We start from the raw sequence: 23,718 nt of genomic DNA on the forward strand, positions 1-23,718 counted from the left end.
CAGGCCTTTATTAGGCGCTCTCTTCCTGCTTATCGTCCTTTGATTGGCTTAGTTCAGGCACGACTCTTTTCTCAACAACTTCTTCGGTAATGACACAGTTCGTAACATCTTCACGTGAAGGCACTTCATACATGATTTCAAGCATGATACCTTCAATGATGGCACGTAATCCACGTGCACCTGTGTTACGTTTAATTGCTTCTTTTGCAATCGCGAGCAATGCAGCTGGTTCAAAGACCAGATTCACATTGTCCAGCTCAAGCAGTTTTTGGTACTGTTTGGTAAGCGCATTTTTTGGTTCGGAAAGAATCCGTACCAGCGTATCTTCATCCAGCGGCTCCAAAGTGGAGATGACTGGCAGACGGCCTACAAATTCCGGAATCAGACCAAATTTCAGCAAATCTTCCGGCAATACCATACCCAGGTATTCACCTGGTTTCAGATCTTTTTGCTCAGAAACGGTATTAAAGCCAATGACTTTTTTACCGATCCGGCGTTTGATCATTTGCTCCAGACCATCAAAGGCACCGCCGCAAATGAACAGGATGTTCGTTGTATCGATCTGAATGAATTCTTGATGAGGATGTTTACGACCACCTTGTGGTGGTACAGAAGCCACAGTTCCTTCAAGAATTTTCAAGAGAGCCTGTTGCACACCTTCGCCCGATACATCACGAGTAATGGATGGGTTTTCGGATTTACGCGCTACTTTATCAATCTCATCGATATAAATAATGCCACGCTCTGCTTTTTCCACATCATAGTCAGCAGCTTGAATCAGTTTGAGCAAGATGTTCTCTACATCCTCACCCACATAACCGGCTTCTGTTAATGACGTAGCATCCGCAATAGCAAAAGGAACATTCAGGATTTTTGCCATCGTTTGCGCAAGCAACGTTTTACCAGAACCTGTTGGTCCTAACAGTAAAATGTTACTCTTTGACAATTCAACGTCTTCAATCTTACTTTGTGTATTGATCCGTTTGTAGTGATTATACACCGCAACAGACAATGATTTTTTCGCTTGTTCCTGTCCAATAACATATTGATCCAGAATATTACGAATTTCTTTTGGTTTCGGAATATCTTTCAGGTCTACTTCTTCATCATGACCGAGTTCTTCCTCAACGATTTCGGTGCAAAGTTCGATACATTCATCACAAATGTACACGCCTGGTCCAGCGACCAGCTTGCGTACCTGCTCCTGAGATTTACCGCAAAAAGAGCATTTCAGTTGCCCTTTCTCATCGTTAAATTTAAACATGAAACCACCCCTTTAGGAATTGATCGGTCTACTGAGCACCTGGTCAATAATGCCGTACGTCTTAGCTTCTTCAGCGCCCATGAAGAAGTCACGGTCTGTATCCCGCTCAATTTTCTCAAGAGGCTGACCCGTACGATCGACGTATATTTGATTCAGTTTCTGACGTGTTTTAATAATCCATTCTGCGTGTATCTTAATATCCGCAGCCTGTCCTTGAATGCCGCCAAGCGGCTGATGAATCATTACTTCGCTGTTTGTCAGCGCATATCTCTTGCCAGGTGCACCGGCTGTCAGCAATAACGAGCCCATGCTTGCTGCCATCCCTACGCAAATGGTAGACACATCCGGCTTGATAAATTGCATCGTATCGTATATACCCATCCCTGCGGTGACAGAACCACCAGGTGAGTTAATGTACAAGCTGATATCCTTCTCAGGATCGTCGGCTGCCAAAAACAAAAGCTGTGCTATGACAAGATTGGCTACATCGTCATCAATCGCACTGGTTAGAAAGATAATGCGATCTTTCAGCAAACGTGAATATATATCGTAAGACCGCTCGCCTCGATTGGTTTGTTCTATAACCATTGGCACCAGACTCATGAGACCAACCTCTTTTCTACATGTAATTAGACATAGGCCACCTATAAAGCAAACCCAAATTCATTCTACCACTTTCCTGTGACAATGTCATTTTTCACAAGAGGGGTTAGACATCTGTTTGTTTACTTTTTTAGCCTGATCATATTTAACCATGTTTTCTATGTATGTGCAAATTGAAGCCATCCTATGCCGTCTTGCCGTTTTTTATTTGCATGAAGTACATAGGTATGTAAAAAGTGTACGCGGATCAATAAAATTAGTGTTCATCCATATAATCACTTCATTTTCTATAAAATGGATGTCATAATTTAAAAATAAGGCACGCAATATTTCACGTGCCTTATCGTTTATTCAACTGACAAGTTGATAACAGCTTGTCTTATTTTTCGTCAGCTTCTGCAACAACTTCTTCAGCTGGAGCTTCAACTGGTTCAACAACTGTGCTGTTCTCAACGAGAACATCAATCGTTTTACGCAGTTTCACTTCATCGCGAAGGCTGTCCAGGGAACCATTACCTTCGAGAATGCCACGGATCTCATCAGCAGGACGCTTATAAGATTCAGCCATTTTCTCGAGTTCTTGATTCACTTCTTCGTCAGATACTTCAATGTTTTCCGCTTTACCTACAGCTTCAAGCACCAGGTTGTTGCGAACACGTTTGGAAGCATCTTCTTGCATTTGTCCTCTCAGGTCAGCTTGAGTCTGGCCAGAGAAGCTCAGGAACATTTCAAGGTTCATACCTTGGTTACGCAGACGGTTGTCGAAATCACGCATCATGTTTTGTACTTCGCTCTCAACCATTGCAGCAGGAATGTCCACTTCAGCGTTCTCAGCCACTTTTTCTACAACTGCATTTTCTTGTGCAGCTTTGGCTTCGTCAGCTTTACGGGATTCCAATTGTGTTTTCAGGTCAGCTTTGTACTCTTCAAGTGTGTCGAATTCGCTAACATCTTTAGCAAACTCATCATCCAATGCAGGAAGCTGTTTGCGTTTGATTTCGTGAATTTTCACTTTGAATACCGCTTGTTTGCCAGCAAGTTCTGCTGCATGGTAGCTGTCTGGGAAAGTCACTTCTACGTCTTTGAAGTCACCTGTGGACAGACCCACAACTTGTTCTTCAAATCCAGGAATGAATGTGTTGGAACCCAGTTCCAGGGAATAACGCTCAGCTTGTCCACCTTCGAAAGGTACACCATCAACGGAACCGTCGAAGTCGATTACTGCAACGTCGCCGTTAGCAGCGGAACCTTCGTCGATTACAACGAGTTCAGCGTGACGTTGTTGAAGACGCTCAAGTTCTTCAGTCACTTCTGCGTCAGTTACTTCACCTTTTGCTACAGCAACTTCGATTCCTTTGTACTCACCAAGAGTAACTTCAGGTTTCACAGTTACTTTCGCTTTGAACTTGAATGTTTGTCCTTTAGCAAATTGTTCAACGTCTACGTCAGGACGATCAACCGGGAAAATATCCGTTTGGTCGATTGCTTCTGTATAAGCTTCAGGAAGCAAAATGTCGATTGCTTCTTGATAAAGGCTCTCTACACCAAAACGTGCTTCGAAGATGGAACGTGGTACTTTACCTTTACGGAATCCAGGTACGTTTGCTTGTTTAACCACTTTATTAAAAGCTTTGTCGAGTGCTGCAGTTACACGATCTGCATCCACTTCAACCTCAAGAACCCCAAGGTTCTTCTCTATCTTTTCCCAAGTTGCTTTCATTGTATACTTTCCCCTCCAAAATTCACATGTTCACGTAGGCAATCACGTACAAAATAACCATTTTAGTATAAACAAGATTAGATTCTTTTTCAAGGGGAATCCCTTGATACAGTTTAAGGAAAACGTTTCCGGCCTCGATTAACCATCCAAACCGGCAGATACAAACTGTTTCATAGAACGATAAGCTTGCTCCAGTCGAAAGCGCATCGCGCCTGTCACAGCATACATTGAGCGGGTATTTTCCTCATCATGCGAACCACCCAGACTGTCTGCAACGGTCATATGTAGAGCTGCTGCCCATATATCTGTCATGGAATCATTTTCTTCCAGCATCGAAACATAATCACGGGTTCCATACACCGCCATGACATATTGTATCCACAGTTCCTGGGCAAAGTAAAAGAGTGTAGGTTCATGAACCTCCGTCTGATCTGCCACTCGTTCCAGAATCTGAACGATTTGGAGCGGGAATTCCTCTGGTCTAAGAGGCACGGTGTCAATTTCGACTTCAACCTGCTCTTCGCCTCTCGTAAACAGGATCATACCTTGAACACCTCGGCGACGCAAGGTTTGCAACACCCGGAATTGAAGCAGAGGGTGAAGCGACTTATCTTTTAACCAACTCGTAAGTGCCTCGTCAATCTTCGGTAGATCAAGATAGGCCAGCTGCTCCAAAGCCAGCATCGTCTGTTCAGACAGCGGCTCTTCCATTACTGTGCGAAGCATCTTATCTGCATAGCCATCATCCTGTTCAAGCTTCATTCGGGCATGCTGCCGTGCCATGTCTTCCTCACTAATCTCTTCTTCTTGTTCTTCAAGAACGACAGGCGAGGTTTCTTCATATTGAGGGAACGCAGCCTGAAGCCATTCAAGCAGGGCCCGCCACTCATCATAGTGGCGCTCTTCCTGTCCCTGACATTGCAGCAAAAAGTGAAGCAAGTTCATCGCTTCACCATACCGTTCATTTTCAAGCATAACTGTCAATTGAATCTGGTAATAGTCCAGCGTCTTAGGAAACAGCACAATATTGTTGTTATGCTCGGTTTCCGGGGTCGTGGATTCCTTAATGGGAGCACCTCCTCTATATCCTGAATCTCCAGTTTGAATCAACCTAAATAGATGTATATATTAAAACGATTGTTGATCTATTTTTGAGTTCTCCTGATATTCTAACATAACCTTAAATATAATGAAAAAAACGTTACTGCCGCCAAATATCATATACGAAAAACAGTTTAAAATAAAATGCTTGATATTCCTATATGCATATGATAAAATCAATTTTGCTTGAAAAAATTCATGTCTCAGTAGCTCAGCTGGATAGAGCAACGCCCTTCTAAGGCGTCGGTCGGGGGTTCGAATCCCTCCTGGGACGTATTAAAAGAAAACTTCCTTCGGGAAGTTTTTTTGCGTTCTGGGGATGAGAACCCCAACGGTTCGTCGGAGCATTCGCTCCGTTAGCACTATTTCGCAGTCTCGACTGCAAGGAGAGTATCCCTCCTGGGACGTATTAAAAAGAAGCTTCCTTCGGGAAGCTTTTTTTGCGTTCAGGGGATGAGAACCCCATCGGTTCGTCGGAGCATTCACTTCGTTAGCACTACTTCGCAGTCTCGACTGGAAGGAGAGTATCCCTCCTGGGACGTATTAAAAGAAAACTTCCTTCGGGAAGTTTTTTTTTTTTGCGTTCTGGGGATGAGAACCCCATCGGTTCGTCGGAGCATTCGCTCCGTTACGTGCCTATGCGCTGCATTGGAGCGTCCGCATTTGCTCAATCTATAAGCAACACGTGGCAGTATTGATGTTCTAACGAACATAGGACACTTTATTGGCCCTAAATTCAGCATTATGGAATTCTAACGAATCTTAGAGATCTTATTTCAACATTCCGGGGTATTAAACTCAGTTAATTGCAACTCATAGCCTGATTAACGTTGCTGAGGTTTGTTAGAATCTAAAAATAGCGGTTTTCCCCATTATAAGACCTCGTGGATTCGTTAGAGCTTACAAGCTAGTTAAGGCACCCAAGGTCCATTGGGTGTTTTTTCATTTCATTGCTCAATATTGACATAGAATGTTATGCTTGCGGAGTGGATATTGTAACAATCCATACATATTAACTTCTTAGGAAACAGGAGATTTTATCAATGTCATCTTCAATACAGCAGCACTCGTCTATTCATGCCGAGGAAGAACATTCTTCGACTTCCAAAAGATTTGGCCTGTTATTAGCAGGCATTATCGTCATCGCCGCTACTATGAGGTCACCCATCACGGCAACGGGTCCCGTCGTGGAGATGATCCGCTTCGACACGGGTATCGGTCATACGATGGCCGGGCTTCTGACCTCACTACCTTTGCTTGCATTTGCAGCAGTTTCTCCTTTTGCACCACGTCTTGCCAAACGGTCAGGACTGGAATCTGCTCTGCTATTGGCTGTTATCATCGTCACCATCGGGGTGGCCTTACGCTTGTTGCCTTCCGTTCTTACCTTATATACAGGAACCGCAATATTGGGATGCGGCATTGCATTAAGCAACGTGCTTTTGCCAAGCTTGATCAAACGTGATTTTCCATTGCGGGTAGGTATCGTAACCGGATTATACTCTGTATCCATGAACATATTTGGCGCCATCGCCTCAGGTGTTAGTGTGCCCGTAGCCGGAGCCACGTCTATGGGTTGGCGCGCTTCGTTAGGCATGTGGGTCCTGTTGTCCATACTGGCGCTTCTCTTGTGGCTCCCCCAGATCGCCGCAGGACGTCAGCGGATGTTATATGTTACCTCCCATAGCGAAGGGGTACCTGTGCGTCTAAGAACCTCTGCACTAGCTTGGTTCATTACTTTATTTATGGGTCTGCAATCTCTAATATTCTATACGACGATTACCTGGCTTCCTGAGATTCTCGCCGGTCAAGGATTCAGCCCCACCTCAGCAGGGTGGATGCTCTCCCTGATGCAGATGGTTAGTGTTCCGGCTACCTTTATCGTTCCAATCCTCGCCGGCCGAACGCGAGATCAGCGTGTACTAACCGCGATAACGTGCTCTTCTTTAATTGTGGGGTATACTTTATTGTTAAGTGGCATCGCTTCGCTCGTTACCATCGGCGTCACATTGGCAGGAATAGGTGCTGGAGCTTCATTTGGAATGGTAACGATGTTCTTTGTCCTTCGCACAAAAGATGCCAGACAAGCTGCCAGCCTGTCCGGTATGGCCCAGTCCTTCGGATATATGCTCGCGGCAGTGGGACCTCTACTGTTCGGTATGCTTCATGACTGGACAAAAGGATGGACGCTTCCGTTGCTAATACAGGTCACTCTGGCCATCGCTTTGCTCATCGCAGGGATTCAGGCCAGCAAAAATAGAATGATCGGTTAGTCATACAACTCAATTTTAAAAATACAAAACGGCCTCCATCCTGCAAATCAGGATGGAGGCCGTTTATGCATAGAACAATTCCTCCATTAATTTAATCAATTTCAATAAGGAAGAACTTACTTCACTTTTACCTTAATCGTGTCTGTTTTGGTAACTCCAGCTGCGTTAATTAACTCTGCCCGATACGTATACGTGCCCGATGCTTTCCCGGACAGTGTAGTCACAGCACTTTGTGCAAGAGGTGTTACGGCACGGAGTTCTTGCGTGTCGATCAACTTATCATTTTCATAGAGACGATACTCTGTAGCGTTAGTTCCCCACCACAGGTTCATAGTCACCTTATAATTGCCATCGCCATCCCAGTTATCATGAGAGAGAACCGCTTTGCCTGGCGTTGCGTTGGTAATCTGAACAGTCATCGTCTGACTGCGCGTTGTTCCCTTGTCGTTTGTCAGCTCAGCCACGTACGTATATGTGCCGTTGGCTTTGCCCGTGATCTTCGTCTGGGCAAACTGCGCCCAAGGCGCGTTGTAAGTCAACTTCTGCGTATCAACCAAAACCCCGTCCTCATATAACTTGTAGCTAGTTCCGTTCTCGCCCCACCACAGGTTCATTGTAACGATATATGAGCCCTCTGGTAGGCCGTTGCCTACCCAGTTATTGTGAGACAATACAGGCGTACCTGGGGCCTTGGTTGCCGGAGTTTCAGGTTCGGTCTCCACGGCTTCCAATTTCAGTGCCGTATTGGCTGTGCCCGAAAGCCCCTGCTGGTCTTTCACTGTAAGTTCAACAGCATAATCGCCTGCTTCAATTTCCTCCAAAGGAAGGCTGAAGGTACCATCAGCTTGTACTTCAAAGACTCCTTCTTTATAAACCGATCCATCCTCTTTTTTCACAACATACGTTGCTTCCAGGGAAGCTGCCGGATCAAACGCGATGTCCCATCCGCTGGCAAGCGCAGGAGCAACACGGAAGTACATGTCTTCCACGCTACCATTAAGGACAGCAGACTCATCTTCTTTGAACTCCAACGCTTCTGGTGCAGTTACAGCCGGAGCTGTCTTTTTCACCAAAAATGGCGAAGTGTCTTCCTTATAGGTTTTGCCGTCCGTACCAATAGTAGTGATGTCTACCGTATATAAACCATCCGGAATCTCAGTCACTTCATCGGTTGTGTAATCTGCATATGAGCCGTCCCAAGCAAGGTTGTATCTTGCATTGGCGTTGAAGTTAAAATAGTTACCGAAAATGGAGCCGATATAACCATCTTGATAATATCCACCTTCCGGATTAAGACCATCATAAATCTCAATCAGGGCAAATGTCATCGGATTATAGAATTCCATCGCTACATTAAGGGTATCCAACGTACCATCAGCCTTCAATGGATAGTGGAATGGGTTTTTTTCAGTGCCTTTTACGGTTTCAATATATTTAACTCCACTCAACGTAACGTTGAAATGAGCAACATATGGCACAGTAAAAGTATTGGTTCCGTTCGAGAACTCAATGTATCCTTGTGCTTCTGTAGTGGCAGTAACCCCTCGTGGGACGGTAATGGTTACTGCAAGTTCTTCCTCACCATCCAGTGTGAAGGAACTTTTGTCTACCGCAACCGATACACCAGCAACATTACGAGTTGGATTCACATTTACGGTGTAATCCCCGCCACTACCATTCAGCGCTTCAACTTTGATTGTTTTGGTAATCGTCTTTTCATCTGTGCTCAGGAAATTACCATAGTTGATGCTTCCAGTAATATTTTCCTTTTCAACAACAGAGCCACTTTCTGTGTATTGAGTTACATCAAGCACTTTGACAAGAGCAGCGGGGTCGATGGTGTTTACAGCCTGAATGCGGCCAGCACCTTGATCAAATACATCATACTTGGTTGTATCCAGCACTTTACTATTGTTCATGAGCGCAACTTTGATATCAAATGGCGTCCAGTCCGGATGTTTCTCAATCAACAGCGCAATCAAACCTGCCACATGAGGTGTAGCCATACTTGTACCTGATTTACGATCATAAGCTTGTGCGTAATCTGCGTCTGGCTCATCCTTGCCGTAGGCAGGAATCGTAGACAGAATGCTTGTACCCGGTGCAACAATATCCGGTTTGATATCCAGTGTTACTTTTGCAGGTCCACGTGAACTCGATGAATTCATTTCATCGCCCGGAGTTTGGGAACGTTCAAAGTCACTAAAGCTCACTTCAACGGCTTGGCCTGCGTCCAGTTCAGCCTTGATCACATCTCCATCTTCCTTGGACATGCTCAGTGTTGGAATGAGTTCAAAGTTATCGCCCAGACTTACACCGATTGGGCCCGGAATGTTGTTATATACAATAACAGCCACGGCTCCGGCCGCTTTTGCATTGGCGATTTTCTCTACAAATGCAAGTTCACCACGCTGTATCAATGCCACTTTACCTGTAAAATCCTTGCTTTCAAAATCAGTTGGCTTACCCAGTGCTGCAAATTCAAGCTCATATTTTCCTGTCAAAACAGTTTCAGGGTCTGCTGACAGGCTCCATCCCATCAGATCCAGACGGTAAACCGACTCTGTAATAGCCAGTGGAGCTTCAGTCGGAGCAATTACAGACTCTTCTTCCACAGGAGCAGCTTCAGGAGAAGCTTCAACCGGTGCAGAAGGTGATACAGATGGAGTATTTTCTTCCGTTGCAGCTTCTTCTACATTCGGAACTCCAGCTTCGTCAGAAACCGCATCTTCCACAGCTGCTGCACTTTCTTCAATAGCAGTTGCGGGTACGTCTTGTTCTGAAATTTCAGGTGTATCTGTTCCAGGTGCTGTCCCCAGTTCAGGAGATTCTTCAACCTCTGGCACAGGTTGTTGTTCAGGCAGGGTCTCTTCGCCTTCCTCACCGATCCAGAAATGAGTATCAGCTGTAATAAGCTGACTAGGTCCTGTAGAGTTACCTACCGTAATAGCCATTGCAGACGCACCCGGAGAACCGAGTGTATAACGGTTGGGTCCACTGTTACCACTTGCTACAACTGCTGTCACACCAGACAACATCGCATTGTTCAGGGCAACCGAAGTAATATAACTCGGATCGTTGGCGGCGTTACCCAACGAGAGATTGATTACATCCATGCCATCTTCAACAGAACGATCAATTCCGCCGAGTACCCATGAGGTTTGACCACTACCATATGGTCCAAGTACACGGTAAGCATAAATATCTGCTTCAGGAGCAACACCAACAATGCCGTAGTCCCCTGCTTCACGAGCAGCAATCGTACCTGCTACGTGCGTACCGTGGGAGGTGTAATACGCGCTTCCAGTAGCATTGAACTCAGGTTCACCCGAAGCTTTCCATTCCTGATATGTCGCTTCATACGGATCATTGTCGTTTCCAACAAAGTCCCATCCGCCTTTGTAAGCTTCCTGCAAATTAGGATGTTCATAGTCAATGCCTGTATCGATGACACCCACTTTGATGCCATTTCCTTCGTAACCCAGATCCCATACTTCAGGTGCACCAATAAAAGGCGCTGTGTCTTTCATGTACGGGTTCACTTCATCTGTCTCAGGCGCTATTGTAACTTCAAGGTCAGGATATACGCTGACCACGCCAGGTATTTGAAGCAATTGTCCCACCTGGTTTCCTTTAAGCTCAATCGCTACACCATTCAGGGCATATGCATATTCTTCCAATACTTCATGTTTGATTTTCTTCTGAGTGAGGCTATGTACAAATGACTGTTGTTGTTGCTCAACTTGAGTCACAGCCTTTGTTTCCATAGAGGAGGTAAAAGATTTTCCGGAGAGGGTTGATTCACCTTGCGCTACTGCAACAGGTTTATTGGAAAGCTCAACGATTACTCGGGTGTTCTCTCCACCCAGGCCTTCCAAGCTTTTATCCAAAAATGGATCTGCGGCAAGTTTTGCTTCCCGTCCTGCAAGAATCTCTCTCCATTGTTTGGCTTCGGCCGTACTTGGTAAATTCTCAAGCTGAATACCTGAATCTGCGGGAGCGGCTCCAGCCGCGGGGAGAATAATGGAAAAGACCATCAGAACACTTAATAATGTGGATATCAATCGTTTACTCAAGGCTTTGCCCCTCCTTTTAAATGTGAATACCTCACCAAATGATGGGTTCCTGCTGTTTGTGCGTACTGCAATACGCACTCCAATTTCACCGCCTATCTGCAAGAAGATTGACCCTTGGTAAATTATTCTATCAAAATACCACATTTCCCTTCTAAATACTTACAAATATGATATAGAAATTACTTATATGGGTCTTGAGTATGATAAAAATGTCCATTTGAAATTATTTGTCGTATGAATATTTCATTTTTAAAATAATGCATCAAAAAAAGACCAAGAACCTCTTTATCCGGAAGAGATTCCTGGTATATGGGTGAAGCGTGATTAGTATACAAAGGATCTATATAATTCATTTAACAACGATAAATATTTGATTAAGCCGAAAATTCCAACTTCACACTGGCTTCACGGCTTCAATACGCAGACGCTTGTAATCGGCATACAGAGCATCATCTTTCCAAAGGTGAGGCATCACGATCTGACTGGTTTCCTTGCATATTTGTTGTATCTCTTCATGACTGAGACCCTCAAAATAGTCCCCTCCAAAATGAGTCAACCAGCCTACTATACCCTGCTCACCATCTGCCAGTCTGGTAGGACGGTCGTAGTGATAGGCCTGTCGCACCACAAATCCACGTTGCTCTAAAATATGGCTATATTCTCCGATCGAAGGAAAATACCAAGGATTACGTTCAGAAGCACGAATGCCCGTGTTTCGCTCCACAACCTCCTCTAATGCATTCACAATGGTCTGCACGTTCCCTTTACCACCAAATTCTGCGACAAAACGCCCTCCGGGCTTCAAAGATTTCCATATACTATCCACCACTAATCGCGGACTTCGCATCCAGTGCAGGGCTGCATTGGAGAAGACGGCATCATACAGTCTATTCGTCTCAAACTGATGACCATCTCCTTCCACGAACTCAATTTCAGGAAATTTCTCCCTCGCACGGCGAATCATGTCCGGCGATGCATCCATGCCAATAACTTCAGCTTCGGCCAGAGAAATTTCATACGTCAAATCCCCCGTCCCACAACCCAGATCAAGAATGTATTCCCTTTTTTGGGGTTGAAGCCAAGAGATCAGGTTTTTGCCGTATCCGGACACAAAAGCCAGTTTGTTGTCATATTCATCTGCTTGCCATTGATTTAATGATTTCATGGATACCACCGTCGCTTTCGTTATTAATATCCTCATTGTGGCATAGAATTGTTTATTCTTTAAATATATAAATTCTATTTTATTTATAGGTATAACCAATAAAACAATTTCACCCTGAACGCAAAAAAACTTCACAAAGGAAGTTTTCTTTTAATACGTCCCAGGAGGGATACTCTCCTTACAGTCGAGACTGCGATGTAGTGCTAACGAAGCAGATGCTCCGACGAACCATTGGGGTTCTCTTCCCTTGAACGAAAAAGAAGAAGCTTCCCGAAGGAAGCTTCTTCTTTTTTACGTCCCAGGAGGGATTCGAACCCCCGACCGACGCCTTAGAAGGGCGTTGCTCTATCCAGCTGAGCTACTGAGACAAATATGTATAATAAATTTTCGGCGCGGTTCTTATTATACTCTGATTTCTATATTTTTCAATAGTTTTATAAAAAAATTAATAATTATATTTATATGCGATTTCAAAAATGTACTTTTCGGTGTTATTCTCATACTTCAGCCCCTTTAAGAATATGATAGCTTGAACCAGGATATATTGAGGAGATTGGGACATTTAGAGTAAGATGAACATCAGACATTTTCAATGTCAGGATTGCTGGGTAATCTTTTGCATACATACATTTCAATGATCCATTGAAGGAGAGAATCGTCATGAGACAACTTTTATCAGCCTTATCCTACTTTAGTATTTTCTTTGCCCCGTTCCTGTTTCCGATCATTATATGGATTGTTGCCAAGGATGATTACATTGAGGGACATGCGAAACGTGCCTTATTCTCACATGTATTCCCCTTTCTCGCTGCCATTCCGTTATTTTATTTCTTCGTGACTGCGCATAGTCTGGGTTCCGCCGTCGGGTTTGTCGTTCTATTCTTTGTGATCTACGGATTAAGCTTTGTGTACAACGTGGTCAAAGGGATTCAAGTGCTCCGCGAGTATGCTTGATCATATCTCCACCTGAACTGATCTCACATAACAAACCCCGCCGTTCAACAACGGCGGGGTTTTCCCATTAAAGATGAAGTTATGGCAACAGCAATAGGTCACTGTCAACGTATGCTCAACATTGAACTCTATCTCGCTAAAACCACATGTGTTGCTTGAGCGTTACCTGTTAAGCCTGCCCGATCAGATAACGCTGAAGTGTTGGACCAAGCAAACCAAAGGCAAACAACTCACTTTGAAACCGAGCTTTATCTTCTTCAACTGTCATGCCTTCGCTGTTCTCAAATGCGGTTTCTGTCGCCTCTTCAAACGCGGTATGCATATTATTGTTATACCAGTCGATCGCTGAATCGGAGTGATTGCGTACAATTCGAACAACTTCCAGCGAATTTCCAGGTTGAGTGGAGGCCACGTATACAAGTAATGACGGATCTCCGGCATTTCCAGGCTGTACTTCCACTTCTGCACAGGATAATCCGTCTACCTCGGTTAATCTGCGTATTTTGGCATCTTGAATGGCATACATTCGTTATCGCGCTCCTTTTTCTTTATTCTTATCATGTCGTTTGTTCAATCTGGTATCGTGTCTCTGGTGTGCCTAATCGGTAAATCTCCCGATACACTTGTTGTAATACCGTTTCATACGCCCGGTTTACGGATTCCTCCGGTGTATCTGGCCATGGGAATACCATGCCAGGAAAGGCTTCTTCCTCCTTTTCCTGCATGAGGTTAAGCAGTCCCAATAAATGCTCCGCTTCCTGCGGCGTTGCCTGAATGATCCATTCATAGGATGTTACCGACGGATCCGGAATAACGGAGCGGCCCATGACAGACACATAATACTTCATACTGTCCATTGCATGTTCTCTCCTTCACAGGCATGTTGAGGCCGTTGTCCCTAGAACTAGTTTCCGAAGAGGACAGACATTTTATGCCTGCTTTCGGCATATATTTGTTACGACCTCTGACGAAAAAGACAACATTTGCTGGTTGCCAGTAATTAAGCAGCCATACGGATGAATGACTCGACCAAGAAAGGATGAACAAACCATGTGCGGTATTACCGGCTTCATACAGTGGAATCGGGATTTGACCCAGGAATCAGAGCTGCTGGTCCGTATGACGGATAGCTTGTCGAACCGGGGGCCCGACGCTTCAGGTACATGGATCTCCAATCCTTGTGCCTTTGGACATCGGCGTCTTAGTGTAATGGACCCCGAGAACGGCGCACAGCCCATGCATGCGTTACAAGGAGATACCTCCTATACCGTCGTGTATAACGGAGAACTATACAATGCACCCGAGTTGAAAAAGGAATTACTCCAGCGGGGGCATCAGTTCCGCACGCAATGTGATACGGAAGTGTTGCTCGCCTCTTATATTGAGTGGGGACCAGCATGTGTTGACCGGTTTAACGGTATTTTTGCTTTTGCCATATGGGATGGGGGACGCGAACAAGTTTTTATCGCACGAGATCGCCTTGGCGTGAAACCTCTGTTCTACAGTAATGCCAAAGACACACTCGTATTTGGCTCAGAGCCCAAAGCTCTGCTCATTCACCCGGATGTGGAAGCCACTGTTGGCCCGGAAGGATTGGCCGAAGTGTTTATCGTAGGGCCTGCACGGACACCAGGGCACGGCGTATACTCTTCACTGAGCGAACTCAAACCTGCGCACGCGCTGATCTATAACCGAAACGGAATCCGAACCTATGCCTACTGGAAACTGGAAAGCCAGAATCACGAACATAACCTGGAAGAGACGGCAGCCGAGGTACGAACTCTCTTGCAAGATACACTGGAGCGCCAGTTGGCTTCGGATGTTCCAGTATGCTCTCTTTTATCAGGAGGACTGGACTCCAGTGCCTTGTCTGCATTAGCCGTGGATTATTACAATCGGACCGGGCAGGGCCAAGTCAGTACCTATTCTGTCGATTATGTGGATAACGCCAAGCATTTTCAGGCACATTCCTTTCAGCCGGGTGCAGATGGGCCCTGGATTAAGCGCATGGTGGATGAACTCAAGACCGACCATCACTGGATTGAGATCGAGAATGGAGAACTGGTTCATGCACTGACACAGGCGATGCTAGTAAGGGATCTGCCAGGCATGGCAGATGTGGACTCCTCACTCTATCTGTTCTGTAAAGAAATCAAAAAAGGGGCCACGGTTGCCATTTCAGGCGAAGCAGCGGATGAAGTGTTCGGCGGTTACCCCTGGTTCCATCGAGAAGATATGCTGAACTCCGGTACGTTTCCGTGGTCTGTAGCACCCGATATGCGAGCAGCGCTATTATCCCCGGAAATTCGGGAATGGATTCGGCCACTAGACTATTTGGCAGACCGCTATTCCGATGCAGTGGCTGAAGTGCCTCTTCTGGATGGGGAAACGGGGAAAGCTGCACAAATGCGGGTGATGTCCTACCTGAACATTACACGGTTCATGCCTACACTTCTGGATCGCAAAGACCGGATGAGCATGGGGGCAGGACTGGAAGTGCGGGTACCTTACTGTGACCATCGTCTGATCCAGTATGTGTTTAACATCCCTTGGGAAATGAAAATAACGGGTGGACGCGAAAAAGGTATTCTGCGGAAAGCACTCGAAGGTGTCCTGCCTGACGATGTGTTATATCGCAAAAAGAGTCCATACCCGAAAACACATAATCCGCAATATCTGGCCGCAGTCAAACAACAGGTACTTGATATCCTGGATGATCCCACTTCGCCGATTTTGCCTTTGATCGACAAAACTCAGATCCGCAATCTTGCTTCTTCACCAGATGCAGCTTCCAACCTCCCCTGGTTCGGGCAGCTCATGTCGGGTCCCCAGCTATTTGCTTATCTGACTCAGATCAACACCTGGTTGCGGACATATAAAGTCGCTATTCGTTAGAATGACCCACTGATCTCTCATCCATCAAAAAAGGGCGCCAGGAGAACAGCATAACTGTTGTTCCCTTGGCACCCACTTGTTTTACATACACGATATGATCATTCATAAATATTGAACTTCACCTAAAAGTATATCCATGATTACACTTTGAATCGACTGACGGACTCCTGTAACTCTTCCGCCATAGAGGAAAGGTCATTAGCCGCCGAAGCGATTTCCTGCATAGCAGACAGTTGCTCCTCTGACGTTGCACTAACTTCCTCTGTTCCGGCGGCCGCATTCTCTGTTACTTCCATGATGGTCTTCATGGACACATTGATCTGCTCCACACCCGCCGCCATTTGTTCAATGGATGCAGATACCTCCTGAGTCTGACCTGCGACATTGCCGACAGCTTCACGAATCTCCTCAAAAGTACCTCCTGCTTTACGGACAAGTTCTATGCCTTCCTGAACCTCAGCGTTTACTTCTCCCATGGATTGTGATGCATTATTCATCCCTTTGCGTATAGCAGCTACGAGTACACTGATCTGTTCTGCTGATTTCGCAGATTGATCAGACAGCTTGCGCACCTCGGTAGCAACCACCTCGAATCCACGCCCATGCTCCCCTGCTCTTGCCGCTTCAATAGCCGCATTAAGAGACAGCAGATTGGTTTGTGCCGATATTTCGGAGATACTTTCAACCATGGATCCAATCTCATCGGAATGATTACCTAGTTCTTCAATAACCGTAGCGAGTACACGTACAGTCTGATGAATCGAATTCATCTGCCCAACAGCAGATTGAACCGCATCATTACCAGATATGGTTTTCGCTGACGCATTCGTTGCTTCATCCGACATATTTTGTGTATTCACTGTCATTTGCTGAAAGCCTGTGGACAATTCATTAATCGTATGAAACCCGTCTCCAACCATACTCACCTGCGTATCCATACCCGTAGCGATCTCTTCCATCGTTGTAGCTACCTGTTCGGTCGCTGTCGCCGTTTGCTCTGTACTTGCCGTTAACTCCTCAGAAGAAGCAGCTACCCGATCTGCATTATGACCCACCTGATGGATTAAATGGCGCAAGTTCTCCATCATCTTGTTGAAGGATTCCGCCAGTTCTCCGATCTCATCCCGATTACGAACAACAATCGCCTCACCCGTCAGGTCTCCATCAGCAATTCGGCTTGCAGCCCTTGCCACATGTGCAACTGGTTTGGATATGATTCTCCCCATGATCAATGCAATTACTACGCCTAAAACGATCGAGATGATACCAATGATCATGATTAAACGAAGTACTTTTTGAATGAGTTCATTGGCATTTACAATGCCAGTGTCCAATGAATTTTGCTGATGTTGTTCCATGGCAGTTACCGTTTCTTCAAATCCGGATATGATCGTTGGACCTGTATCTAACAGCATCCTTGTGATCTCGCTAGTGCTACCTTGTTTTTTCAATTCAATGACACTCTGTCCAAAAGCATAATATTCCTCCGCACTGCGGTCTGAACGATCCAGAAAATCAATCATCGTTGGGGTTTGAATCCCTGATCTTAATTCTTCGCTTGTTTTACGATAATCTTCATAAAAAGACTTGAATTGTTGCTCGCTTTGATCATTCTCTTCCGTCACAAAATTCCGTAAAGCAACCTGCTGGGATTTCACATCGATGATCATGTTTTTAATAGTGAGCAGTTTGGCGGTACGCTCCCGGATTAAATCCGTAAACGTTTTCTCAACCGAGATAAACTGAGTATATGAGATGACTACAACGGCTACCAATAAAAGAAGTACAGAACCAAAACCTAAAAGCAATTTCCTACTAATGGATACTCTTTTCATTTCATTTCCCCCATACGTTTCAATGTATTTCAATCATGAATTATGTAGTCAGTCTGAATGCTAAAATTCTCCCTCCTTTTAATTCAAATAAAAATGGATAAATATGAGACTATTTAAACCAGGTTAGTATATTGCGCAATCAAATTTAGGTATATAGTATCTACACATACTATAATTTAGGCTTTTATACACATATAATCGACAATATACTACATCTCTTTTATCCTAAATTACACATTTTGAATCGTTAGACCAAAATAAAAAAAAAAGACTTTACCCAGCAGTACTTACTGGTGTAAAGTCTTTATCAATTTCAGCGCATTTCAATTCAAAGTTAACGATTGATCAATACCGGATTACGTTCAAGCAGCCCGCTACCAAAGGTTTCCCTGAACGGGGAATCCTTCATATGGATATAACCGATGTAACAGCCACATTTTTTCATCCGACAAGGCCGATCCTCAGCCAAAGCCTGCAAACCATCGCGATACAGATGTCCAATGATTCGACGATCCTTGTAACACCTCTTCACATGCCCGGACCCCTGTACATAAAATACTTCTGAACCAGCAGCACAACGTTTGCCCAAGCTCTCATAGTCCTGCAGATTACCTTCAAAAAGCGGATCAAGCCCACGTAAAAACTGAATCTCCTCTGGCGTGTAATAGTTGGGCCGATCTTTGAAGGCATTAACCCACATATACACATCATCCGGCAAAGCCTGTCTCATCGACTCAATTGCGGGGAAAGCACTACGGAGTCCGACAGTACCGACACTAAAAGCAAGTCCCATCTGACGCAAGGTCAGACATTGTTTTACAAAAGAAGCCTCTTTTGTCTCACGAGGATGATACGTCGCCCAAAAGGCTGCTTTATTTGCATCCAGCTCCCTCGCCCAATCCAGCTTGACGGACAGGTTGGTTTGAATTGCAATTTTATCCACATGTGGCATATGTGACAGCTCAACCATCGCTTCCCGGTACCAACGACGCACCAAAGCTTCGCCATAGGGATTAAAAAAAATCGAAAATTGATTTCCGGCACTCTCTTGCTCCCTAACCCAATTCACAAATTGACGCAATTGTTGTTCATCCACTTCCAACGTCTCTTTGGAGTCCACCGTTTTGCTAAAAGGGCAGTATGGACAGTCATAATTACAAGAAGACAACTTCCCCCGATAATACAAAGTCGCTCTCATGAGAAAACAAACCCTTCCATCTGTTCACGAATTTCGGCAGATATAAGCCAATCTCCAATCGCATCGGAGTAGCCAAGTCCTTCTTCTGTCAGACGCAGCACCTGCTTGCCCTCATCACTCTCCAACTCCGCCATGCCCTCTGTCAACAGTTCAGCCAACCAGACATAGTCGGACATCACATCGGTACCAAAGCGCTGTTGGTAGTCAGTCAACGTCAATCCCTCCCGATGCAGCAAGGCTTTCAGAATAAAGCGACGTCTCTGTTCCTCACGGCTTAACACGATACCATAATCCGCCACATCGTAGCGCTCAGTTGCCACATAATCGGCAATGATGCTTTGTGTGGCCTTGTAACTCACGCCATACTTGGAAGCATAATGTACTTCACTCGTATAAGAGCGTGCGCCACATCCCAGACCAACCATGCCCTCCTCCTGACAACTATAAGGCAGAAGCACTTTGGAGGACGACTGTTCCTTGGCAAATCTGCGCATCGAATATTGCACATAACCTTTACTTTTTAAAGTCTCACGTGCAGCTTTATACAGTTCCATCCGAATGTCAGGTCCCTGACGACGAATATCATCAGGCTTCACGATTGTATTTTCCCGTGTATACAAGGGATAGATAAAGATTTCGCCCGGTTCGTAGGCCAGAACTCTTTCCAATGAATAGATCCACGATTCCACCGTTTGACCCGGCAAACCATAGATCAGATCCAGATTCAACAACGGGAAATCATACCGAGTAAGCTTCTCAAGCGCTCGTTCGACCTCCTGCGGTTTTTGTGGACGATAGATGGCAGATGCTTCAGCTTCAATAAAACTCTGGATGCCCATACTAATACGATCCACACTTCGTTCCTTCATGATGGCCAGCTTGGCTTCTGTAACGGTATCCGGCGACGTTTCCACCGAAATCGATGCTTGCGCAGGGTCCAGCCCCATCACATGTTCAGCAATATCAAACAGACGATTCAACTGAACCTCATTCAATAATGTAGGCGTTCCTCCACCAATCGCAAACCTCGAATATGGTCTTCTGGATGTAATGGGTGCCCACTGCTTCGCCTGACGTTCCAGCGCATCTACATAGCGTTCATGTGTATCATCCCGTCGATCCGGCAGTGTGAACAGATTACAGAATCCGCAACGAGCAGCACAAAAGGGAATGTGCATATATAAAAAATACGTATCGGTATTCTCTCGTTCCCACAGTGGCCTTAGTGGCAGCGGTGGTTCCAGCTCCCGATAGGCGGTCTTGTGCGGATATGAGTATAAGTAAGAACGATAAGGGAATGCCAGTACTTCACTGAGACTTGTAGCAATATTGGATCCGGACTGTGTGGAATGGCCTGTTGTTGTCTGTTGTATATGTTTCTCCATCGGTTTCCTCCTGTCTCCGGTTGTTGTCCTCATAAGATCAATACATTCTATACTGAAAATTCACGGTAAGGCACCGTCCAGACGACATCATGTGCAAGCCGGTGTCCTTGATACCCGTCTTCACCATAAGCTGTACCATGATCGGAAAAAGCCAGGCAATACGCAGGCCGGGCGCGTTTCCTCATCGCCTCGAACAAGGGCCCAAGAGCCTCATCTACATATCGAAGTGCAGCCCTTTGAGTTTCCACCGAGTCCTCCTTGGCTCCTTCCACAAAGTAACGATTGGGTCCATGAATGGCAGACACGTTCAAAAACATAAATACCTTTTCATCCGGCGGCGTCTGTTCAAGCAGCTTTAATGCATGCTGTACCTGATGTTCTGTTGATTTGGGGTTGGTTACCCCAAAGTTCATTCGCCAGTAGCTCTGTTGGAAATAGCCGGGCAATACTTTCGCAAGCGGGTTTTTTTTCGTAAAAAAAATGACGCCGCCAATACAGATGGTACGGTAACCTTCAACTGCGAACCCGGATACGATATCCGGTGTATCAAACAGCCAGGTGTGCGGATGTGTCTTGAGCCCAGTATTCCGGGAATGAAATAGCCTTACATGAGACGCCTTATCTGTATTAGCAGGAGTCGGCATAAAACCACCAAAAAAAGCATGGTGCGCCGCATATGTAAAACTGCCCGGGGTATGACGCTTCTCCCACGGACCCGAACCACACAGATTAGGACAATTCTCCTCTTCCAGCTTGGCTACGTCATAGCGTAACGTATCCAGCGTAATCATTAACAGATCATGGGAGCCCACAATGGTGTTCATATCAGGCATGTTGAATAGGCTCCTCCTTTCGTAAAAGTTCCATTTCCCACTCATAGGTTCCGAGGCCATGATGCTCGACCCTGTATAACAGATCTCCAAATGGATTCACATCCAGCACATAGGCACGCGGATTCGAACCACTCGTAAGCATCACATCAATCCCGGCTGACCACGAGTTGGGAAATGTAGACATGGCTGCTTGCGCTACCGACCGAACCAGCGACATCCGCTGTTCATCCAGCCCTGCTTCAGCAGGCAGCATACGTTCATTGCGCAGATGCAGATTGGTTATAGGGGTACGACTAAGTCGCATAATCGCGTGGCCTGCCTGTCCATCCGCAACCAATTGGCGAATATCATAGGCCCGCTGATCCAGTGTGGCTTTTGGCATCCATCGTTCAATCTGTGCACCTTCTTCACATAACCAGTTCATCAGCGTAGCAATTTCTTCACTGCGGCTATACTTGCGTAGACGTCCTTCATTGAAGAAAATCGTCTTGCCCTGTCTCTGTTCCATTCCCATCGTTGTTACAGCAATTTCATCACCCGTTCGGGGATTAACTTGATAGGCAACAACTCCTGAAGCCCCGGAGCCGCACGCAAGCTTCACAAATACACGATGAATATAGGCCGATTGCATCGCTGTACGTAAGTCAGTGTAATTTCGGATCGGCTGTGAAGACTGGAGCGTAGGAGGTACATGAACCCCATGAGAAGATAGATGCTGCTGACATGTTCTCTTGTCAAACATCAATTGGATATCGGCGGGATCATTCATGAATCGGACTTCAGGCCATATTTCCCGAGACTCATGGCCGATTCGATCCAGACATGCTTTCCAGCCACGGAACCACTGGGCAGGAGCGTAGATTCTTCCCCACTCCTGTTCCAGCGCAATTGCCTGTTCTGCGGAAAATGCCTCTGTACCCATTCCACCCGTTAATGTTGACGTATCGTTTATAGCTCCAAGGAACAGTAGTTCACGTTCCACTTCCCACTCCTCACCAGGAGCATCAATCCGAATCAGGGGTACAGGCAGATTCGCATTTACTGTATCAGCGATGGTTCGTCCGTGTCTCCAATTCTGGAGCAATTGAGCATATGGCAGTACAACCGCAGGTTTCAGCCCTAATCTATGCCTAGCCTCTTGCAGTCCTTGTGTTCGTCGGTTATAAGGGTTTCCGATCAATAAAAAGGGCTGATCTTGCGTTAGATCAGGTACATCTATTGGTTGATGCAGGCTTTTATTCATTTCCTTTACACCTGACATCATCTATTCCGTTAAAGACGGGTAACGCCAGTCATCCTCATCACTCTGTTGCTGGTCGCTAACATCTACAGATATACCCGATTGGTTCCAGCGACTGATCATTTCATTGGTCATGTAATGGTAACTTAGATCAAGATGTTTCAGTTTCTTGATCTTGTCACTGGCAAGCAACGCCTCAGCCCCTTCATCGGACAACGTTCCTTGCGATAGATCCAGTACTTCAAGTTGATCCAGAATAGGTGCTTGAGCTGCTGCTTTGGCAATCTCATCCTGAATTTCACTGTCTTTCAGCCCCAAGTAAACCAGCTTTGGAAACAATCCTTTTTCTAGCAAAGGGAGTACATCTTCAAGCGATCCATCAAAACCATAATTATCCACACCCAGGTACAGTTCCAGTTTACGCAATTCAGGCAACTTGGCATGGGTGATTGAAGATAAAACTTCTTTCGGGAGACCGCCACAAATAATAGTCAATTCTTCAAGCTTGGCATGCTGGAGTGGTTCCAGACTGAGGCCGCTACTGCCCATGACAGAGAATGATTTTAATTCTGGAAAGGCACCTAACAGCGGTGTGAGATTCGTCTGGATAATCCATGATACTTCACATTCTTCGAATCCCATATCTCCAATAAACAGTTTCTTCAATGACGGAAAGCTTGGAGCCGACTCGACGAGCGCACTCATGAACTCATCAGGCGAATTTTCATAAGCCTGTCCCCAATCTCCGATGACCAGACTTTCCAATGAGCTGGCCTCCGGTTTAGCCGCCAGTTCCTTTATTAATTTTTCCATGCGAATGCCGTCCTCATAATCATCGTAGGATACAACAAGCTTCACTTCTTGCATGAGTAGATCCCTCCGTTTAAGGTTCATATATGATTCGTTAATTTGAATGTTAACCCATACCACACAAGGCTTGCAACTTCTTCCAACTCCAGTCCCAATGAGATTCCCAATCGTGCAATGTGAACCATTTCTTATGTAGGTATAAGAACATATGTTCTGATGTGTAGTCGCAGAAATAGCTATCTTCAATTAGGTATATGGATGGACCTTCACCAAATCCGATCAAATACTTCATTTCATGCAAAAAGCGTTAATGGCGGGTGAACCATCCCATCGGAATGCTTCTGTCCTTCCATTAACGCTTTGATG

At 45.5% G+C, this 23,718-nt stretch carries 17 protein-coding genes and 2 tRNA genes; 4 read left to right on the forward strand and 15 right to left on the reverse strand.

From position 1 onward, the window contains the following. Nucleotides 1-10 precede the first annotated feature (10 nt). From clpX to QVE09_RS17005, 4 genes are all read right to left on the reverse strand, one after another. Nucleotides 11-1,264, reverse strand: coding sequence for an ATP-dependent protease ATP-binding subunit ClpX (clpX, locus tag QVE09_RS16990; RefSeq protein WP_036605887.1), 1,254 nt, complete (start codon nucleotides 1,262-1,264; stop codon nucleotides 11-13). Between the two features lie 12 nt (nucleotides 1,265-1,276). Next, on the reverse strand, nucleotides 1,277-1,867 hold the full coding sequence (gene clpP, locus QVE09_RS16995) for an ATP-dependent Clp endopeptidase proteolytic subunit ClpP (RefSeq protein WP_215075794.1): 591 nt from the start codon (nucleotides 1,865-1,867) through the stop codon (nucleotides 1,277-1,279). Between the two features lie 379 nt (nucleotides 1,868-2,246). Further along, on the reverse strand, nucleotides 2,247-3,587 hold the full coding sequence (gene tig, locus QVE09_RS17000; RefSeq protein WP_315937732.1) for a trigger factor: 1,341 nt from the start codon (nucleotides 3,585-3,587) through the stop codon (nucleotides 2,247-2,249). A 138-nt stretch (nucleotides 3,588-3,725) separates the two neighbouring features. Further along, a complete protein-coding gene (locus QVE09_RS17005) occupies nucleotides 3,726-4,655 on the reverse strand; it encodes a hypothetical protein (RefSeq protein ID WP_397387057.1) in 930 nt (309 codons plus the stop codon). Between the two features lie 233 nt (nucleotides 4,656-4,888). Between QVE09_RS17005 and QVE09_RS17010 the strand changes: the two genes are divergently transcribed. Both QVE09_RS17010 and QVE09_RS17015 read left to right on the forward strand, forming a co-directional pair. Further along, nucleotides 4,889-4,962 (forward strand) — tRNA-Arg (locus QVE09_RS17010). A gap of 769 nt (nucleotides 4,963-5,731) precedes the next feature. Further along, on the forward strand, nucleotides 5,732-6,961 hold the full coding sequence (locus tag QVE09_RS17015) for a CynX/NimT family MFS transporter (protein WP_315937733.1): 1,230 nt from the start codon (nucleotides 5,732-5,734) through the stop codon (nucleotides 6,959-6,961). Between the two features lie 116 nt (nucleotides 6,962-7,077). Here QVE09_RS17015 and QVE09_RS17020 read toward each other — a convergent pair whose 3' ends face one another. The 3 genes from QVE09_RS17020 to QVE09_RS17030 form a co-directional block, all read right to left on the reverse strand. Beyond that, a complete protein-coding gene (locus tag QVE09_RS17020) occupies nucleotides 7,078-11,037 on the reverse strand; it encodes a S8 family serine peptidase (RefSeq protein ID WP_315937734.1) in 3,960 nt (1,319 codons plus the stop codon). Between the two features lie 394 nt (nucleotides 11,038-11,431). Beyond that, nucleotides 11,432-12,202, reverse strand: a complete 771-nt coding sequence (locus QVE09_RS17025) for a class I SAM-dependent methyltransferase (protein ID WP_315937735.1) — start codon at nucleotides 12,200-12,202, stop codon at nucleotides 11,432-11,434. 294 nt (nucleotides 12,203-12,496) lie between these two features. Beyond that, nucleotides 12,497-12,570: transfer RNA gene (locus tag QVE09_RS17030), tRNA-Arg, on the reverse strand. A gap of 292 nt (nucleotides 12,571-12,862) precedes the next feature. Between QVE09_RS17030 and QVE09_RS17035 the strand changes: the two genes are divergently transcribed. Next, a complete protein-coding gene (locus QVE09_RS17035) occupies nucleotides 12,863-13,156 on the forward strand; it encodes a magnetosome magnetite crystal formation protein family (protein ID WP_315937736.1) in 294 nt (97 codons plus the stop codon). A 169-nt stretch (nucleotides 13,157-13,325) separates the two neighbouring features. Here QVE09_RS17035 and QVE09_RS17040 read toward each other — a convergent pair whose 3' ends face one another. Both QVE09_RS17040 and QVE09_RS17045 read right to left on the reverse strand, forming a co-directional pair. Next, nucleotides 13,326-13,682, reverse strand: coding sequence for a hypothetical protein (locus tag QVE09_RS17040; RefSeq protein WP_133387111.1), 357 nt, complete (start codon nucleotides 13,680-13,682; stop codon nucleotides 13,326-13,328). A 31-nt stretch (nucleotides 13,683-13,713) separates the two neighbouring features. Next, nucleotides 13,714-14,013 (reverse strand): hypothetical protein, encoded by a 300-nt coding sequence (locus QVE09_RS17045; RefSeq protein WP_215075788.1) that lies wholly within the window; start codon nucleotides 14,011-14,013, stop codon nucleotides 13,714-13,716. 193 nt (nucleotides 14,014-14,206) lie between these two features. Between QVE09_RS17045 and asnB the strand changes: the two genes are divergently transcribed. Then, nucleotides 14,207-16,051, forward strand: a complete 1,845-nt coding sequence (asnB, locus tag QVE09_RS17050; protein WP_315937914.1) for an asparagine synthase (glutamine-hydrolyzing) — start codon at nucleotides 14,207-14,209, stop codon at nucleotides 16,049-16,051. A gap of 140 nt (nucleotides 16,052-16,191) precedes the next feature. Here the strand turns inward: asnB and QVE09_RS17055 are convergent, their stop codons facing one another. The 6 genes from QVE09_RS17055 to QVE09_RS17080 form a co-directional block, all read right to left on the reverse strand. Next, nucleotides 16,192-17,886 carry a methyl-accepting chemotaxis protein gene (locus QVE09_RS17055; protein ID WP_315937737.1) on the reverse strand — a complete coding sequence of 565 codons (1,695 nt, stop codon included), beginning with the start codon at nucleotides 17,884-17,886 and terminating at the stop codon, nucleotides 16,192-16,194. A gap of 334 nt (nucleotides 17,887-18,220) precedes the next feature. Continuing rightward, nucleotides 18,221-19,084 carry an STM4011 family radical SAM protein gene (locus QVE09_RS17060; protein ID WP_315937738.1) on the reverse strand — a complete coding sequence of 288 codons (864 nt, stop codon included), beginning with the start codon at nucleotides 19,082-19,084 and terminating at the stop codon, nucleotides 18,221-18,223. Then, nucleotides 19,081-20,469: an STM4012 family radical SAM protein gene (locus QVE09_RS17065; RefSeq protein ID WP_315937739.1), complete on the reverse strand. Its 1,389-nt coding sequence runs from the start codon at nucleotides 20,467-20,469 to the stop codon at nucleotides 19,081-19,083. The genes QVE09_RS17060 and QVE09_RS17065 overlap by 4 nt, the downstream gene beginning before the upstream one ends. Before the next feature lie 47 nt (nucleotides 20,470-20,516). Beyond that, nucleotides 20,517-21,302 (reverse strand): STM4013/SEN3800 family hydrolase, encoded by a 786-nt coding sequence (locus tag QVE09_RS17070; RefSeq protein ID WP_315937740.1) that lies wholly within the window; start codon nucleotides 21,300-21,302, stop codon nucleotides 20,517-20,519. Next, nucleotides 21,295-22,545 carry an STM4014 family protein gene (locus QVE09_RS17075; protein WP_315937741.1) on the reverse strand — a complete coding sequence of 417 codons (1,251 nt, stop codon included), beginning with the start codon at nucleotides 22,543-22,545 and terminating at the stop codon, nucleotides 21,295-21,297. Before QVE09_RS17075 ends, QVE09_RS17070 begins: the two co-directional genes overlap by 8 nt. 21 nt (nucleotides 22,546-22,566) lie before the next feature. Next, nucleotides 22,567-23,409: an STM4015 family protein gene (locus QVE09_RS17080; protein ID WP_315937742.1), complete on the reverse strand. Its 843-nt coding sequence runs from the start codon at nucleotides 23,407-23,409 to the stop codon at nucleotides 22,567-22,569. Nucleotides 23,410-23,718: the final 309 nt, after the last annotated feature.

Source organism: Paenibacillus sp. ClWae2A, assembly GCF_032452295.1.
Taxonomy (GTDB): Bacteria; Bacillota; Bacilli; order Paenibacillales; family Paenibacillaceae; genus Paenibacillus.

Coding starts and splice junctions, on each gene's coding strand:
- QVE09_RS17080 (WP_315937742.1), bottom strand. CDS start 23,409: ATGCAAGAAGTGAAGCTTGTTGTATCCTACGATGATTATGAGGACGGC.
- QVE09_RS17035 (WP_315937736.1), top strand. CDS start 12,863: ATGAGACAACTTTTATCAGCCTTATCCTACTTTAGTATTTTCTTTGCC.
- tig (WP_315937732.1), bottom strand. CDS start 3,587: ATGAAAGCAACTTGGGAAAAGATAGAGAAGAACCTTGGGGTTCTTGAG.
- QVE09_RS17070 (WP_315937740.1), bottom strand. CDS start 21,302: ATGCCTGATATGAACACCATTGTGGGCTCCCATGATCTGTTAATGATT.
- QVE09_RS17065 (WP_315937739.1), bottom strand. CDS start 20,469: ATGGAGAAACATATACAACAGACAACAACAGGCCATTCCACACAGTCC.
- QVE09_RS17055 (WP_315937737.1), bottom strand. CDS start 17,886: ATGAAAAGAGTATCCATTAGTAGGAAATTGCTTTTAGGTTTTGGTTCT.
- clpP (WP_215075794.1), bottom strand. CDS start 1,867: ATGAGTCTGGTGCCAATGGTTATAGAACAAACCAATCGAGGCGAGCGG.
- QVE09_RS17075 (WP_315937741.1), bottom strand. CDS start 22,545: ATGAATAAAAGCCTGCATCAACCAATAGATGTACCTGATCTAACGCAA.
- QVE09_RS17060 (WP_315937738.1), bottom strand. CDS start 19,084: ATGAGAGCGACTTTGTATTATCGGGGGAAGTTGTCTTCTTGTAATTAT.
- QVE09_RS17015 (WP_315937733.1), top strand. CDS start 5,732: ATGTCATCTTCAATACAGCAGCACTCGTCTATTCATGCCGAGGAAGAA.
- asnB (WP_315937914.1), top strand. CDS start 14,207: ATGTGCGGTATTACCGGCTTCATACAGTGGAATCGGGATTTGACCCAG.
- QVE09_RS17040 (WP_133387111.1), bottom strand. CDS start 13,682: ATGTATGCCATTCAAGATGCCAAAATACGCAGATTAACCGAGGTAGAC.
- QVE09_RS17045 (WP_215075788.1), bottom strand. CDS start 14,013: ATGGACAGTATGAAGTATTATGTGTCTGTCATGGGCCGCTCCGTTATT.
- clpX (WP_036605887.1), bottom strand. CDS start 1,264: ATGTTTAAATTTAACGATGAGAAAGGGCAACTGAAATGCTCTTTTTGC.
- QVE09_RS17025 (WP_315937735.1), bottom strand. CDS start 12,202: ATGAAATCATTAAATCAATGGCAAGCAGATGAATATGACAACAAACTG.